The organism is Nostoc sp. KVJ20, assembly GCF_001712795.1.
Lineage (GTDB): Bacteria > Cyanobacteriota > Cyanobacteriia > Cyanobacteriales > Nostocaceae > Nostoc.
The window spans coordinates 19,969-36,218 of sequence record NZ_KV757626.1 but is presented as its reverse complement, the minus strand read 5'-3'; the positions used below and the strand labels follow the sequence as shown (position 1 = coordinate 36,218).

The following is a 16,250-nucleotide window of genomic DNA, read 5'->3' as shown; positions in this document are numbered from 1 at the left end:
CTTTCATCGGAATGTAATTAAAATCTTTTTTTATCTATTTATTCACATCCAGCAACCGCGAAGTTTCTAACCGACTCATCCACTTCTCTAAATAAACTCGATTACCTTTTGCTTGATCTGGATCTTTAGTATCCAAAGGATAAGGCATTAGTCCCAAAATCGTTGCTGTGGTCACACAAAACATCGATTTTTGGAAACTTATGCAAATTTGGACTCGCAAATCATCTTCACCCCGGAGACTGCGACGATAAATTTCGTGCAAATACTCTGGAAGATAATGACGCATATCCTGCATCAGCAAGGTGGGAGGAATACCTGCGCCGCCGATGGGCAAAGGATCGGCATACAATGCGCCATATTGAAATCGGGTTTGATCTGGGGGAATTTGATATCCTTGGGCGTTGTATGAAACAGTACCGTGGAAAGGAGTTCCTCGGAAGAATACTGCTTCTACATAAGGTATTGCTGTATCTGCTAAGAAAGTCAAGCCAACACTTTTGGGAATGATTTCATAGACCTTACCTCTAATTTTTACAGCGTAGGTAATTGGATTTGATGCATTTGCCACTAACCCCGCTTTAATGTGTTCTACAACTTCGGAAATCGATTTGATTTTGCCTTGGTCGTAAAGGTCTGATAAGCTGAGAAAAATATCAGCCATGACTCGCCAAAATTGACCTAAACCTGTGTAGTAAGCAGAGACGCGCAAATGTTCTGTTAAGAAATCTGGAAACAGTTGGTTGATACCGGAAATGAAGGGATTATTTTTAAATTTTGCGGCGATAACAGCTTGCGCTCTTTCTTTAAATTCATTTGTATCTAAATACGTATCTAGTCCACCGCCACCATGCCACATCATGGCTTTCATGCAATATTCGGCATATTCAAAATTAATTCGGTCATGCCACCAGTGACGGAGTAATTTCTGAAAAGAAACCTCTCCATTAAAGTATTTAAAAAATGGGAAAAATATTAAAAACTGATACTCGGCAATATAGTTAAGATTTTTTGAGTAGGCATCTAAAACTACGCCATAGCTTTTAAGGATACCAACAACTTCCAGCACATTTTCTGGACTGTCGGGGAGTAATGCTTCTCCTTTTTGCAGACGTTCAATATACTCAGCTAAGGGATTGTGAGTAGCTCTCTTTTTAGTAATTACCATTGCTATTTATCCAAAAAGTTTAGTCATTAGTCATTATTCATTAGTCATTAGTCATTAGTCATTAGTCATGGTTATTCTCATTGTCCCCTTGTCCCTAATCCTTAGTACAGTACGACGGAAGTAAACCACCCCTTCGGGTTCGGCAGTTCCTCATGGGGGGAACCCCCAAGACCGGACTGCCTCACCATTTCCAATCTATGAAACGCTTACGCTGTATTCATTGTTAATTTTTAATTCCGCCTTGCGGTACTAGCCCCATTTCTTTATCCAAGGACACTGCTACTACGTTTTGGGTATTCACCATTGCTGTAATCGTTGGTTCAGTCCAGCGGACTAACCAACCAGGTTGAATGCCGAAAATCACGATCAATATAGCTAAAATTGCAGGTGGGATGCGATCGCTCCAATACACACGCGGTAAGTTGGTAACCTGTGCAGACAAGCGGCCAAAAAAGGCGCGGTTGACAAGAATTAAGAAATAAACCGCTGTTAAACCAGTACCAAGCATACATAGCAATGTTTGCACTGGGAAAACTGGAAAACTTCCCCGATAAACTATAAATTCCGAGATAAAGCCTAGCATTCCCGGTATACCAGCACTGGCCATGACTCCGACAATCATCAAGCTACCAATTACCGGCATACCCCGTTCTGGGTTCAGCAATCCTTGAATTACGTCTAAATCACGGCTTCCGGCTTTTTTATACACAACCCCTACTAGCAAAAACAGCATTGCGGAAATCAAGCCGTGGCTAATCATTTGCATTACAGCACCCAACACACTTAAAGGTGTAGCCGCCGCCGCCGCTAAAAGCACATAACCCATGTGTCCAATGGAACTGTATGCCACCATTTTTTTCATATCGGTTTGAGCGATCGCACAGGATGCACCATACAGTACACTCACTACTGCCCAAGTCGCTAACCAAGGAGCCAGATAATTCCAAGCTTCTGGTAACAAGTTCATGCCAAACCGCAGTAAGCCATAAGTTCCTAACTTCAACAGCACCCCAGCCAACAGCACTGAAATCGGTGTAGAAGCTTCAACGTGAGCATCTGGCAACCAAGTATGGAAGGGAACTAAGGGAATTTTAATCCCGAAACCGACCAAAATGCCCGCTAGCAGTAAAAGCTGTGTCGCGAGAGGTAAAGTTGTCGGGTTTAAGGTTGCTAATGCAAAGCTAGAGGAACCACTCAGCCAAACCATGCCGAGGAAACTTGCTAAAATCAGGATTCCCGAAACGGCTGTATAAATGAGAAATTTGGTAGCAGCATAACCCCGCTTTTCCCCACCCCAAATAGCTATTAACAAATACAGCGGAATTAGTTCTAATTCGTAAAATAGGAAAAATAGCAGTAAATCCTGTGCCAAAAAGGCTCCAGTCACCCCAGCGCTTAATAATAGTATCAAAGAGTAATAAAATTTAGGACGCTGTAGGGATTCATCGCTGCTGTAAATGGCAATGGAAGTTAACAATCCATTTAAAACCAGCAATGGCAAAGACAAACCATCTATCCCAAGGTTATAATTCAAACCTAAAGCATCTACCCAAGGGATAGATTCAGCAAACTGTTGAGTTATTTCCCCTGGATGAAACTGAATTGCTAGTACGATTGTCCACAAGAAAGCGATAGTGGCAAAGACCAAAGCCACCCCACGGGCGAATTTCCCATTGATGCCAGAGGGCGAGAAACCAATTAAAGCTGCGCCGATTAACGGCACTAGAATTAAAACACTAAGCATAAGTAGGTATGGAATGGGGAATGGGGGATTGGGGACTGGGGACTGGGGACTGGGGACTAGGAAAAACTCTTACCCAATCACAAATGACTAATGACCAATGACCAATGACAATATCTGTGAACTACTCAGACTTGCCTACGGCTGAAATCTGAGCTTCCCAATTCATTGGGAATAGCCTCAAAAACTCCGTAGTTTTTTTTGGTCTGACATTCCCTCCAAGGGCAGAAGTCCTGGTTCCCAAGACCCAAATCTTTCTCTTGCAACATATACCTATTAGCTTGGTTTTCGCTTGTGGCATTGATGGTCAAGACAGTGTGTATTTTACCAGAAAATCTTCTCCCAAGGGGAGACGCCAAGGGCGATGGGCATTCGTCATACATCCAGAATTTGTTTTTACTGATGTTTTAAATCAATTCCAGATGTAATCCTCATCCCCCGCTGACAATCCCCACAGAGATGGGTACATTGAAGGTGGGGACTTCCGCGACACGTTAAAAAGGTAATTTATCTAGTAAACCCAATGACCAGCTGATGAAAAAACCCAGGACGCTGACAACTGCTAGGATGGTCAACATATAGCCCTGAGATTGCCCAGAAATACTGTATTTTAAAGTTTGTCCGCTAAAAATAGTCGCAAACCCAACCAAGTTTACGAAACCATCAACCAAGTAGCGATCGCTCCAAGCAGAGATTTTAGATAGCAGTGCTACTACACTTACCACGGTTACAAGATAAACTCGGTCAATATAAAAATCATAACCTAACAAGTCTTGCAGAAATCTCCACGCCAATATTCTCGATCTTGACCAAGCTTTGTGCAGATAAACTGTACACCCTACACCTACGCCCACCACGGTAGACGCAAACAACGCTAACACCACATACCAATTAATACTTTCCCAATCGGGTAGTAAGTACCATTGCTGTAACATCAGAGGTAAAAGCAGAGTTAGCACTGTCAGAATCACCATTGGTAGCGCCATCTGCCAACCAACTTCTGGCGTGCGACGGGTTTTTTGTTGCGGTTTACCCCAGAACACTAATCTAAAGACTCTGGTCAAATTCAATGCTGTCAAACCATTGACTAATACTAAAACCCCAATTACCCAAGGGCTAATATTCACGAAACCGTCAGCCCATGCTAACATTGCCCAGAAACTTCCCAATGGTAGCAGTGTTACCATCCCCGCTGAACCGACTACAAAGGCTGTGGTGGTGGCTGGCATCCGTGACCACAGACCGCCCATTTCTGTTAAGTCTTGGCTTTGGGTAGTCAAAATGACTGAACCAGAACTCATGAATAATAATGCTTTTGCGATCGCATGAGTTAATAGCAACATCAAGGCTACACCCCCTTGCTGTAACCCCACCGCCAAAAACACTAACCCCATGTATGCACTGGTGGAATGAGATAGCGATCGCTTAATGTCAATTTGAGCTATGGATACTAATGTGGCCCCAATCGCCGTCACCGTGCCCATAACTACCAAGGCATTTAAGGCAACTGGCGATAGTGCTAACAATGGTTGAAATCTATACAGTAAATAAGCACCACCAGCTACTACCAGCGAGTTCCGCATTACCGAGGCTGGGTTAGGCCCTTCCATTGCCTCATCTAACCACAGGTGCAATGGAAATTGGGCACATTTACCAGCAGGCCCAGCAATTAATGCCAACCCTAGCAATGTCGATGTCATTGGACTTAAATTAGCTGTTTGCGCCCACTCATATAAATCCGAAAAGTTCAAACTCCCGGCTAAGGTGGAAAGTGTCACTACAGCCATTAGCAGCAACAAGTCTCCCACCCGTTTAGTCCAAAACGCATCTCGCGCCGCCGTTACTACTAGTGGTTGAGCATACCAGAACCCCACCAGCAAATAAGTCGAAAGCGTCAGAAGTTCCAAAAGCGCATAGCTGAGAAACAAAGAATCACTGATTGCTAGACCACTCAGCGCCGCTTCAAAAAATCCCAGCAGTGCAAAAAAACGCGCTAACGACCAGTCCTTTTCCATGTAACCCAGAGCGTAAACTTGCGCCAGTAGACTTAACCCTGTAATTAAAACTGTTGCTCCAATACTGACTGGCGATAGTTCTAAGGCAAAAGATAAGTCTAAATCCGCAGCTTTGAACCAATTGATTAGTAAGTTTACTGGTTCTCTATCCCAAATACTTTTAAATACAAACAGGCTATGGACAAAAGCTAAAACGGTCGTCAACAAATTGAAGTATGCCGCAGGTCTTGGCCCGGTTCGCTGAATTATTCCTATTCCCCACGGCAAGGTCAAAATTGCACCCAATAAGCTATAAAAAGGCACAAACCAACTTGTTGAAAATAGAAATTGATCCATTTAAATTTTCCTTGACGACTCAGCCTTGATTTTAAAAAAATTTCAACCGATTATTTATTTATTAAAATAAATCTACCAAAAGCCCGATGTTTTTTTACTATTTTTTAAACTAAATTCCCAGGAGTAATTTTACTTAATGTTACCCTATTAAATATAAGTAAAATATAACTTTACATAAGCAAAAGCATTTACTTCCCTTAACATCACTGACCCTTTTAGATTTGTATTTCTACTTTAAGCAAAGTACTTTATACGATATATTTGAAAAAATTATCTATTTTTCACCTAGTCCTTGTACATACAGTAATTCTTGAGGAAAGATAGATGCAGCAAAAGACGCAGCCTATGCTTCCCCTTTACCAGATAGGATTAGCCTTGGTTATGAATGCCGTTTTGGAAATGTGATAAAGAAATTATAAAGCATAAGTGGCTGCTCTAGGAATCAGTGAACTTTAATTGCCCAGAAGCACAGATAAACTTTTGTTAAGTTTTTTAAAACTTTCTTATCATAAACTATTATAGTGATTTATATTGCCAGGGACGCCAAGCTTTCCTATGCTTAATTTGGAAGTGTTTTCTTAGCTCTAAGATAAGCTCTCCCCGTCAAAAATTTCAAACAACAGTACTGATTAGATTCATTTTGTAGGAGTTCTGCGATGCCAATTGCAGTTGGGATGATTGAAACGAAGGGCTTTCCAGCAGTAGTGGAAGCTGCTGATGCGATGGTGAAAGCCGCCCGTGTCACTTTAGTAGGCTATGAAAAAATTGGTAGCGCTCGTGTCACAGTGATAGTAAGGGGAGATGTATCGGAAGTTCAAGCTTCTGTAGCAGCTGGGGTTGAAGCGGCAAAAAGAGTATTTGGTGGTGAAGTGTTATCCACTCACATCATTGCTCGTCCTCATGAGAACCTGGAATACGTCTTGCCGATACGTTACACAGAAGCGGTAGAACAATTCCGTACTTAAAAGCTGTTTAAACAAAGTAATTAACGCTCTTTGCCTAATTGAGCATCACTTTTGTCCAAGGCTAAAAACTTTCAAATAGGGATTAAAACTAATGTCAATTGCAGTGGGAATGGTTGAAACGCTAGGCTTTCCAGCAGTAGTGGAAGCCGCTGATGCAATGGTGAAAGCTGCCCGCGTCACCTTAGTAGGTTATGAAAAAATTGGTAGTGGTCGAGTGACAGTCATTGTCCGTGGTGACGTTTCGGAAGTGCAAGCTTCTGTAGGCGCAGGAGTTGAATCTGTAAAGCGAGTTAATGGTGGACAAGTGCTGTCTACTCACATCATTGCTCGTCCTCACGAAAACTTGGAATACGTCCTCCCAATTCGTTATACAGAAGACGTAGAGCAGTTCCGGGAAAATGTGAATGCAATTCGCCCTTTCGGTAGAAGACCGTAATTTGTAATGCAAGTTGCCAAAGTTCGCGGCACAGTAGTTAGCACCCAAAAAGATCCAAGTCTCAGAGGTGTGAAACTACTGTTGTTACAATTAGTGGATGAAGATGGAAACATCCTGCCACAATACGAAGTAGCAGCAGATAGTGTGGGAGCAGGAGTAGATGAGTGGGTACTTGTCAGTCGTGGTAGTGCTGCTCGTCAAGTTACTGGAAATGAACAACGTCCATTAGATGCAGTAGTGGTGGCGATCATAGATACCATTTACGTTGAAGATCGCCTGATTTACAGCAAAAAAGATCAATATCAATAGTCATTGGTCATTAGTCATTGGTCATTAGTCATTAGTCATTAGCTCTCGACAAATGACAACTGACGAATGGCAACTGACAAATGACAATACAGGAGGAATCTCGCAATGGCAGTCCGCAGCACGGCGGCACCCCCAACCCCGTGGTCAAGGAATTTAGCTGAACCCCAAATCCATGAAACTTCCTTTGTACATTCATTCTCCAATCTAATTGGGGATGTACGAATAGGTGCAAATGTAATCGTTGCTCCGGGGACTACGATTAGAGCGGATGAAGGCACACCTTTTTATCTGGGTGAAAATACCAATATTCAAGATGGTGTTGTCATTCATGGGTTGGAGCAAGGCCGAGTAATTGGCGATGACCAAAATAAATACTCAGTATGGATTGGTAAAAACGCTTGCATTACCCACATGGCTCTAATTCATGGGCCAGCTTATGTAGGTGATAATTCCTTCATTGGCTTTCGCTCTACGGTGTTTAATGCCAGGGTGGGTGTAGGTTGCATCGTGATGATGCACGCTTTAATTCAAGATGTAGAGATTCCCTCTGGTAAGTATGTACCTTCGGGAGCGATAATTACCAGCCAGCAGCAAGCCGATCGCTTGCCAGATGTGCAAGATCAGGATAAGGAATTTGCTCATCATGTGGTTGGAATTAATCAGGCATTACGAGCTGGTTATCTCTGTGCTGCGGATAGCAAATGTATAGCACCCATTCGGGATGAGAACGCTAAATCTTATACAGGTAATGGTATTACTGTTTTAGAGTTGGAAAGGAGTAGTAAAGTGGCGAGCAATAGCTTGGGTGCAGAAACAATAGATCAGTTGCGGTATCTATTGGGGCAAGGGTATAAAATTGGTACGGAACATGTAGATCAAAGACGTTTCCGCACGGGTTCTTGGACTAGTTGTCAGCCAATCGAACCGAGATCGCTCGGTGAAGCGATCGCAGCATTAGAAAGCTGTGTAAATGATCATAGCGGCGAGTATGTCCGACTGTTTGGCATTGACAAAGATAGACGGCGTGTGCTAGAAGCCATTATCCAACGTCCCGATGATGATGCAAAACCAGCTACCAGCTTTAAAGCGCCGAATAGCAGTCATAGCAATGGCAGCTACAGCAGCAGTAATGGTAACGGTAACGGTTCTAGCAGTGGCAAAGTCAGTGGCGAAACTCTAGAGCAAATCCGCCACTTGTTGGCAGGTGGTTACAAAATCGGCATGGAACACGTGGATGAACGTCGTTTCCGCACTGGTTCTTGGACTAGTTGCAAGCCAATTGAAGCAACTTCCACAAATCAAGTCATCTCCGCCTTAGAAGAATGCATAGCAAGCCATCAAGGCGAGTATGTACGTTTAATCGGTATTGATACCAAAGCTAAACGGCGGGTATTGGAGACTATTATCCAACGTCCCAATGGTCAAGTAGCTTCCTCTGGTAGTCAGAAATCATTTACTACTAGTGCAGCACCCTCTGGTACGGGAACAGCTACCAGTAACCGCTTGAGTTCTGAAGTAGTAGACCAACTCCGGCATTTATTGGCTGGCGGATCGAAAATTAGCCTTGAACACGTAGATGAGCGCCGCTTCCGAACTGGTTCATGGACTAGTACCGGTCAAATTCAAGCCTCCTCAGAAAGAGAAGCGATCGCAGCCGTAGAAAGACAGTTAGGTGAATACGAAGGGGAATATGTACGCTTAATTGGTATTGACCCGAAAGCCAAACGGCGGGTATTAGAAACCATTATCCAACGTCCCAATGGTCAAGTAGCTTCCTCTGGTGGTCAAAAATCATTTACTAGCAGTACACCCTCCGCAACAGCAACAGCAACAGCAACAGCAACAGCTACCCGCTTGAGTACAGAAGTAGTAGGCCAACTCCGGCAATTATTGGCTAGCGGCTCAAAAATTAGCATTGAGCATGTAGATCAGCGCCGCTTCCGTACAGGTTCCTGGACTAGTACCGGTCAAATTCAAGCCTCCTCAGAAAGAGAAGCGATCGCAGCCGTAGAAAAACAACTCGGCGAATATCCCGGAGAATATGTGCGCTTAATTGGTGTTGACCCCAAAGCCAAGCGTCGCGTATTGGAAACGATCATTCAACGACCATAGTAGGGAATAGGGAATAGGGAATAGGGAATAGGGAATAGGAAATAGGGAATTTTAATATCCACCACTCACCACTCCCTAATAGTAGGGATTAGGGAATTTTAATATTCACCATTTACCATTCACCATTCACTACTCCCCATTCCCCGTTCCCTATTCCCCATTCCCCATTCCGGCTTCCGAGGTTAAAATTTCCATGTCTGTGCCGCCACTGCGCCTCAGCAATAACTTTGATTCTTACATTAGTGGTGAGGTGACTATTCATCCAAGCGCGGTACTTGCACCTGGTGTGATTCTCCAAGCGGCTGTAAACAGCAAGATCATCATTGGACCAGGGGTCTGTATTGGCATGGGAGCGATTCTCCAAGTCCATGAAGGAACCCTAGAGGTAGAAGCAGGCGCAAACCTGGGAGCCGGGTTTTTGATGGTTGGCAAGGGCAAAATTGGAGCAAATGCTTGCATTGGTTCAGCAACAACAGTTTTTAACTATTCGGTTGAACCTGGACAAGTAATACCAGCGGGTTCAATTCTAGGAGACACCAGTCGGCAAATTGCTCAAACAAAGCCACTGGAACCATCTACAAATAACCCAGCTTCTACAAATGCACCACCGCAGCAGGAAGAAGAAAATGGCTTAGGGGGAGTTAAGGAAAAGGTAGTTTCCTCAACTAACCTCTCAGCCTCGGCTTTTGTGGATTTCAAACAAAACAAGTCGATTTCTTACTTTAAATCTTCCGCCACTCCACAAAACCAGCCTCCTCCAGTAGAAGAACCGGCTCATGATGCTAACTCCACCTTGGAAGAAGCCGTCCAAACCTCTACAGAACATAACTCAGACCCCAGTCAGCCAACCACAGAATCCCCTAATGGTTTCGGGACTCAAATTTATGGACAAGGGAGCATAAGCAGACTGTTGACTACATTGTTTCCTCATAGACAATCATTGAACGACCCAAACTCTGACAATCAGTCCGAGTAAGTGTTAATTGTAAGTTGTCGGCTTTTTCCGTATTTTGGAGAATTGACATGGAAACATATAATCAACGGCCCATTCGTACCATACAGGGAGCAAGTAGTCAAGAAACCTATCAGGATACTGCTTTGGGTTTAGTTTCTACCCGCAGCTTTCCTGCGATCGTTGGAACAGCGGATATGATGCTGAAGTCAGCGGGAGTTCACCTCATTGGGTATGAAAAAACTGGTAGTGGTCATTGTACTGCGATCGTCCGCGGTGGAATTGCTGACGTGCGTCTGGCGGTAGAATCTGGTGTGCAAACGGCTGAACAGTTTGGTCAGCTAGTTTCTAGTTTGGTGATTCCCCGGCCTTATCCCAACCTAGATATAGTGCTTCCCATCACAACCCGTTTTACTAAATTGATGGAAGAGGGCAATTACAGCCGTCTGAGTAATCAAGCAATTGGTTTGGTAGAAACGCGAGGATTTCCAGCGATGGTAGGAGCTTGTGATGCCATGCTCAAAGCTGCTGATGTTCATTTAGCAGCCTATGAAAAAATTGGTGCGGGTTTGTGTACAGCTATTATTCGTGGTTCCGTAGCAAATGTGGCAGTAGCAGTAGAAGCGGGAATGTTTGAGGCCGAACGCATTGGGGAATTAAATGCAGTCATGGTAATTCCCCGACCCCTCGACGAAATGGAGCTAACCTTGCCATTAGCAAGATGTTGGATAGAAGAACGCGAACCGTTAAACTTACCAGTGAATATTAAAGAACAAGTTGCCGAAATCGAGGTACTAAGGTTACCAGATTTAACCAAGCTACCTACAAAAGTTCAGGAAGAATTATGGAATGATGAATGATGATAGATGAATTTTTAAAAAATCATCATTCATCGTTTAGATGGAAGGCATCTTACGCTTTTGCTGTTCTGATAATAGCTTCTTCAATCCATAAGTAGAATACTTTTGTTTTAATATAAATAATAGAGTTTTATCTATAATAAAACTCGTAACTTTCTGTGAGCATTGCCATATCATTTGCCAGTGTTCAGCAATACTAGTTTTATATCTCTTAATCGCTATATACAGGAGAATACACCCTTGAACCAAGCGACGCTGCACCAGTTAAAGGTGTTCGAGGCGGCGGCACGGCACAGTAGCTTTACTCGTGCTGCTGAGGAATTGTTTCTCACCCAACCTACCGTTTCTATGCAGATCAAGCAACTCACAAAATCGGTAGGTTTGCCATTATTTGAGCAAGTGGGGAAGCGATTGTATCTGACAGAAGCAGGACGGGAATTATTTGCCACTTGTCGGCAGATTTTTGACAATATAGCCCAGTATGAAATGAAAGTGGCAGATTTAAAAGGGCTAAAACAGGGACAATTACGCTTGGCAGTAATTACAACAGCAAAATACTTTATTCCACGTTTGTTAGGGCCCTTTTGCGAACTCTATCCAGGGATTGATATCTCGCTGCAAGTAACAAATCACGAACAAATTTTAGAACGAATGAGTCAAAATTTGGATGACTTATATATTATGAGTCAAATTCCAGACAATCTCGATGTGACTTGTGAACCATTTTTAGAAAATCCTTTGATAGTCTTTGCACCGACTCATCATCCCTTATCCAAGGAAAAAAATATTCCTATACAACGCTTATCTAACGAACCTTTTATTATGCGGGAACCTGGATCAGGAACTCGTCGCGCCGTCCAAAAGCTATTTGAAGAAGAAGGGGTAACGGTAAAAGTCAAGCTAGAATTGGGAAGTAATGAAGCAATTAAACAAGCGATCGCAGGTGGTTTAGGAATTTCTGTTTTATCCCGTCATACCTTACTGTCAGACACTTCAGAGTTTAGCATTTTAGATGTACAACACTTCCCCATTCAGCGACATTGGTACATGGTTTACCCATCTGGCAAGCAGCTATCTATCGTCGCTCGTGCCTATTATGAGTATCTACTAGCTGCGGCAAAGAATTTTGTCGAGCAAAAAGCTGATACCGCTTATAGCACGTTTGAACCAATTCACGGGTAAGAGAATTCGTAATTCGTAATTACAAATTACAAATTACGAATTACCTAAAAGGGTTGACTGTTAGACCAGTAAACATTGACAATTAACCAGCAGAATCATTAAGAATGGGGGAAAACTAGTAGTGGTTAACCCGGAAATACCATCTTGGCGCAAAACAGTACAAAGCGAGATTGTAGCTGTTACCGTGTATGCTGACAGAGCATTAGTTACACGGCGGGGTGTAGTTGATTTAACAGGAATTGAACAGGAATTAGTAATTACCCCAGTGCCAATGACTCTAGAAACTGAGTCTGTCAGGGTTAGAGGTACTGGTACGGTAGGGGTGCGCTTGGTGGGAGTTAGTAGCGATCGCATCTACACTAATGAACCAGTAGCGGAGCGGGTAGCACATTTGACAAGGCAAATCCAGCAATTAGAAGCCGAAAAACGCCACCTCCAAGCTCAGGTGGATGCTTTAGCATTGCAATCTAGTTTTATCGCTGGCTTACGTGAAAAAACAGAAGAACCCTTTTCACAGAGTTTGTCTCGGAAAAATCTCAGCCTTAGCGAAACTTTGGATTTTTTGAACTTTCTCGGAAGCCAGTATAGTGAATATGCGATCGCATCTGGAGAGTGCAAAACCCAACAGCAGGAATTAGACAAACAACTGCAAGCACTCCACACCTCATTGCAAAAAATTCAAACGCCCCATCCCAAAGAGAGTTTTAACTTAGTTGTAGCAGTTGAAGTAGCGGGTGAAGGAAAATTTGAATTAGAGGTATCCTACATAGTAAATCGCGTTAGTTGGAATCCGCTTTATGACTTACGCTTTAGCACTACCAGCGATATTGTACATCTGAGCTACCTTGCAGAAATCATTCAAAGCACTGGCGAAGACTGGATTGGGGCAAATCTCACCCTTTCTACCGCTAAACCAGGATTAGGTACACTCCCACCTAAACTTGAACCCTGGTATATTGATGCCCCACGTCCACAACTGTTACAAAGACACCGATTTACTGCCCAGCCACCACTGCTACCTACCATAGCAGAACCGCCTGCTTCTGCTGCCAGAGCGGATTGGCAAGAACAAGATGAAGTTGCAGAGGATAGTCTTATCCCAGCAGAAACCGTTACAGCAGAAGTATCCAAAGAAGGGACTGTAGTTACCTTTAAATTGAATAGTGGTGGCAATATTCCCAGTGATGGCGCACCCCATAAAACTACGATTTTTAATGACGATTATCCTTGTAGCTTCGATTATGTAGCAATGCCACGCTTGGTAAGCTTTGCTTATCTACAAGCGAATGTGAAAAATAATCCCAACGGTGCGACTTTGTTACCAGGCAAAGCGAATATTTTCCGCGATAACGTTTTTATCGGGACAACTCAGTTAGAGAATATTGCACCAGGGCAAGAATTCAAACTGAACTTAGGAATTGACGAAGGTTTAAAAATTGAGCGCGACTTAGTTGAACGTCTGGTAGACAAAAGATTGATTAGCAACCAGCGCCGGATTACTTATAGTTATCGGCTGATAATTACTAACTTACTCGATAAAGAAGTAAATTTGAAACTAACTGAACAATTGCCAGTTAGCCGCAACGAGCAAATTAAAGTGCGTCTCAGTCGCAGCAACCCACAGATTCAAGTTGGTGAAATGGGGATTTTAGAATGGCAGTTAACTCTTCCACCCCAAGAGCGACGAGAGGTATATTACCAGTTTAATGTAGAACATCCTCCTGACCTAATGGTAGTTGGGTTAGATATCTAGGGAATCCTAAAAAATAAATTATCTAATAGTTAGTAGGGTGTGTTAATTACTCTGGTGGGCGTCCTGGTAGATCGAGATAGCGAGTCAGCCATAACGCTTCTTGATTTTTTCGTTCAACGTATGCAATGAGCGTAAACTCTCCCCAAACATTCAGCCATAGTTCAAACTGATTATTATGTGACTCAGTAGCAATAATTTGCTTTTTAAAAGAGTCATGTAAGCGATAGGTAACGCGAATGCAATTATTAAAATCAACTTCTGAATAAGCCTCTAGCCAAACCTTAACCCGGTAAAGTCCACGTTTTTCTAAAGTTTTGGGTACAATCACCTCAGATGTATGAATTAAATAGACACTCTCATCAATTCCTGTAGAGTGTTTTTGATAATTCAGAACTTTTTCATTAATGTTTTCAGGGATAGTTATACCACTCACACCTTCCGAGGTTGCAGTCCTTACTTGTGCATTTTTGATCGCTAGTGGAGCATCTAGCTCCACAAAATTTCCGAATTTAACTGGAGAACCATCTTGGATTCTTGCGATAAAAGCATTAAACAAGCTACTAATTTGTGCGCTAAAGTTTTTATTAATATATCTGATTATAAAAACCCAAAACACTAACCAGACTATGGTTTGCCAGAAAGGAACCCAACTCGCACCTTCAGGTGGTCGATGTTCGCAGGTTTTACGGTGCAGACTATGGTTTGCCAGAAAGGAACCCAACTCGCACCTAGTAGGTTTACTCCTTCCTGCTCCCTTTTTGGCATTGGGGACGGCGATGGTTCAGAGGTTTGTGCGATATAAATAGTCTGAAAATTAGTAATTTTCATTATGTTATTAGATAAGTTAGCTTTATCGCTGGCATCAGTCTTTTTTTGTCAAGTCTCATTGACAATTTGTAACAAACTTGTTATATTTGTTTACATAAGATAACAAAACAAAGAAAAAAACCATGTATACCACCACTAACGAAGACGGCATTCTCAACAACTATGCAGCAGAACCCAAGATGTACTACGCTGAGTACCCAGCAATTTGGGAACAACGTAAATACGTTTTACAGGGTCTTTTTGCAACCTTAATCGTCACCACTTTAGTTTTGGTTGGTTTTACCGTTAGCTAAGATTTTTGATTTCGGTATCGCTGTATCTCATCGTCATTCTCACTTCTCGACTTTACCCCGGCTAATTTAGCCGGGGTTTTTTGTGTTTTATACATCGCAAAAAGTGAGTGGGATATCAATTCTGCTTGGGTAAAGCATTTTGAACTCGGAATTGGGTTTTGGGTAAAGGTTAAAGGGTAAAGGTTAAAGGTTTTTTCTTTCCCCTTACCCTTTTCCCCAAAACCCGATGGGATATTGCGTTGTCAAATAACAGCGATCGCCTGACAACAAGCCACTGGTCAGCCATAAAATAAAGACAAATCAATAAAAGAGGGTGTTTATGGCAACCCAACTCGGTGAACCTAAATCTTCAACAGAACTGGTAATATCTTGGGAAGCATTGCCCGCAGATTTTCACCTAGAGGATGAACCAGTGGAAAATACAGGTCAGCCACTATTGGCTGGTGCTTTGCGCGAAAGCCTTGAGATAAGTGGTTTCATCCAACCGCAGATGTTGATAGCCTCAAATTTTGGACTTTGTGCAACGATAAACGGGCAATTTGTTGCTAAAGCACCCGACTGGGTTTATGTGCCATCGGTAAATCAGATTTTAGGAGAACGCAAAAGTTATACACCCAATTTAGATGGAGATATTCCGGCAATTGTGATGGAATTTCTATCTGACACAGAGGGTGGAGAATACTCTTTTAAACGAACCTATCCACCAGGAAAATGGTTTTTTTACGAGCAGATTCTTCAAGTTCCAATTTACGTAATTTTTGACCCAAATGGTGGTTTGCTAGAATTTTACCAACTCGAAAACAGGCGCTACGAGTTACAGCAACCTGATGAACATGGTCGTCATTGGATTGATTCAATGGGTTTATTTCTGGGAACTTGGCAAGGAACAAAAGAAGCCAGAACTGGTTACTGGTTACGCTGGTGGGATGAGGCAGGTAATTTGTTACTTTGGGCAGTGGAACAAATTGAACAGGAACGCCAGGAAAAAGAACGGCTAATTGCCTATTTACAATCTCAAGGTATTGATCCAACTAATTTGCCTTAGCATATATGCATAGGTAGCCAGCCCCAGCATGAAACGAACTCTTCGCACCCAGGCGGGGGTGAGCGAGTGATTTAGAAAATCCGATTACCCGTAGTAGCTACAACCGTTACGCTGATGAAGGATTCAGGCGTCATACAGAAATTCAAGCACGGGTGAAAAAGCTACTCGCAGAGAAAAAAGCTAGAGAGGAAAAAAATAGCGTTTTTGCTGAATCAAAAGCCAGAATTATTCGTCACTTAAACTATCAATTCCCTACTT

15 protein-coding genes and 1 pseudogene are annotated in these 16,250 nt (G+C 42.8%); 11 read left to right on the top strand and 5 right to left on the bottom strand.

Annotated features, from left to right (window positions below; translation table 11 throughout):
• Positions 1–34 precede the first annotated feature (34 nt).
• The 3 genes from A4S05_RS17580 to A4S05_RS17570 form a co-directional block, all read right to left on the bottom strand.
• Positions 35–1,165 carry a CO2 hydration protein gene (locus A4S05_RS17580; RefSeq protein ID WP_069071091.1) on the bottom strand — a complete coding sequence of 377 codons (1,131 nt, stop codon included), beginning with the start codon at positions 1,163–1,165 and terminating at the stop codon, positions 35–37.
• 223 nt (positions 1,166–1,388) lie between these two features.
• Complete coding sequence (locus tag A4S05_RS17575) at positions 1,389–2,909, bottom strand: NADH-quinone oxidoreductase subunit M (RefSeq protein WP_069071090.1); 1,521 nt, start codon at positions 2,907–2,909, stop codon at positions 1,389–1,391.
• A gap of 491 nt (positions 2,910–3,400) precedes the next feature.
• A complete protein-coding gene (locus A4S05_RS17570) occupies positions 3,401–5,257 on the bottom strand; it encodes an NAD(P)H-quinone oxidoreductase subunit F (RefSeq protein ID WP_069071089.1) in 1,857 nt (618 codons plus the stop codon).
• A 656-nt stretch (positions 5,258–5,913) separates the two neighbouring features.
• On the opposite strand from A4S05_RS17570, the gene A4S05_RS17565 reads away from it, so the two are divergent.
• The 9 genes and pseudogenes from A4S05_RS17565 to A4S05_RS17530 all read left to right on the top strand — a co-directional run bounded on the left by A4S05_RS17565 (position 5,914) and on the right by A4S05_RS17530 (position 13,826).
• A complete protein-coding gene (locus tag A4S05_RS17565; protein WP_012410633.1) occupies positions 5,914–6,222 on the top strand; it encodes a carbon dioxide-concentrating mechanism protein CcmK in 309 nt (102 codons plus the stop codon).
• Positions 6,223–6,313: 91 nt separating this feature from the next.
• On the top strand, positions 6,314–6,658 hold the full coding sequence (locus tag A4S05_RS17560) for a carbon dioxide-concentrating mechanism protein CcmK (RefSeq protein WP_039748664.1): 345 nt from the start codon (positions 6,314–6,316) through the stop codon (positions 6,656–6,658).
• 6 nt (positions 6,659–6,664) lie between these two features.
• Positions 6,665–6,967: a beta-carboxysome shell vertex protein CcmL gene (locus tag A4S05_RS17555; protein WP_069071088.1), complete on the top strand. Its 303-nt coding sequence runs from the start codon at positions 6,665–6,667 to the stop codon at positions 6,965–6,967.
• 105 nt (positions 6,968–7,072) lie between these two features.
• Positions 7,073–8,725 (top strand): annotated as a pseudogene (locus A4S05_RS17550) (ribulose bisphosphate carboxylase small subunit); the annotation flags it as partial.
• Between the two features lie 96 nt (positions 8,726–8,821).
• The gene (locus A4S05_RS44235; protein WP_370684464.1) at positions 8,822–9,079 is read left to right on the top strand and encodes a RuBisCO small subunit-like domain-containing protein; all 258 of its coding nucleotides are present in this window, start codon (positions 8,822–8,824) and stop codon (positions 9,077–9,079) included.
• 193 nt (positions 9,080–9,272) lie between these two features.
• Complete coding sequence (locus A4S05_RS17545; RefSeq protein ID WP_069071086.1) at positions 9,273–10,055, top strand: beta-carboxysome scaffolding protein CcmN; 783 nt, start codon at positions 9,273–9,275, stop codon at positions 10,053–10,055.
• Between the two features lie 47 nt (positions 10,056–10,102).
• Positions 10,103–10,891 carry a beta-carboxysome assembly protein CcmO gene (locus A4S05_RS17540; RefSeq protein WP_069071085.1) on the top strand — a complete coding sequence of 263 codons (789 nt, stop codon included), beginning with the start codon at positions 10,103–10,105 and terminating at the stop codon, positions 10,889–10,891.
• 240 nt (positions 10,892–11,131) lie between these two features.
• Positions 11,132–12,073 carry a LysR family transcriptional regulator gene (locus A4S05_RS17535; protein WP_069071084.1) on the top strand — a complete coding sequence of 314 codons (942 nt, stop codon included), beginning with the start codon at positions 11,132–11,134 and terminating at the stop codon, positions 12,071–12,073.
• Positions 12,074–12,194: 121 nt separating this feature from the next.
• Positions 12,195–13,826, top strand: a complete 1,632-nt coding sequence (locus A4S05_RS17530; protein ID WP_069071083.1) for a mucoidy inhibitor MuiA family protein — start codon at positions 12,195–12,197, stop codon at positions 13,824–13,826.
• A 46-nt stretch (positions 13,827–13,872) separates the two neighbouring features.
• On the opposite strand, the gene A4S05_RS17525 is transcribed toward A4S05_RS17530, so the two are convergent.
• Both A4S05_RS17525 and A4S05_RS42620 read right to left on the bottom strand, forming a co-directional pair.
• Entirely contained in the window at positions 13,873–14,382 is a 510-nt protein-coding gene (locus tag A4S05_RS17525) for a pYEATS domain-containing protein (protein ID WP_141699744.1), read from the bottom strand.
• 68 nt (positions 14,383–14,450) lie between these two features.
• Positions 14,451–14,654, bottom strand: a complete 204-nt coding sequence (locus A4S05_RS42620) for a hypothetical protein (RefSeq protein WP_141699743.1) — start codon at positions 14,652–14,654, stop codon at positions 14,451–14,453.
• A gap of 122 nt (positions 14,655–14,776) precedes the next feature.
• Between A4S05_RS42620 and psb34 the strand changes: the two genes are divergently transcribed.
• Positions 14,777–14,947, top strand: a complete 171-nt coding sequence (psb34, locus tag A4S05_RS40365) for a photosystem II assembly protein Psb34 (protein WP_141699742.1) — start codon at positions 14,777–14,779, stop codon at positions 14,945–14,947.
• 319 nt (positions 14,948–15,266) lie between these two features.
• The gene (locus tag A4S05_RS17520) at positions 15,267–15,992 is read left to right on the top strand and encodes a Uma2 family endonuclease (protein ID WP_069071081.1); all 726 of its coding nucleotides are present in this window, start codon (positions 15,267–15,269) and stop codon (positions 15,990–15,992) included.
• The last annotated feature ends 258 nt before the right edge of the window (positions 15,993–16,250 follow it).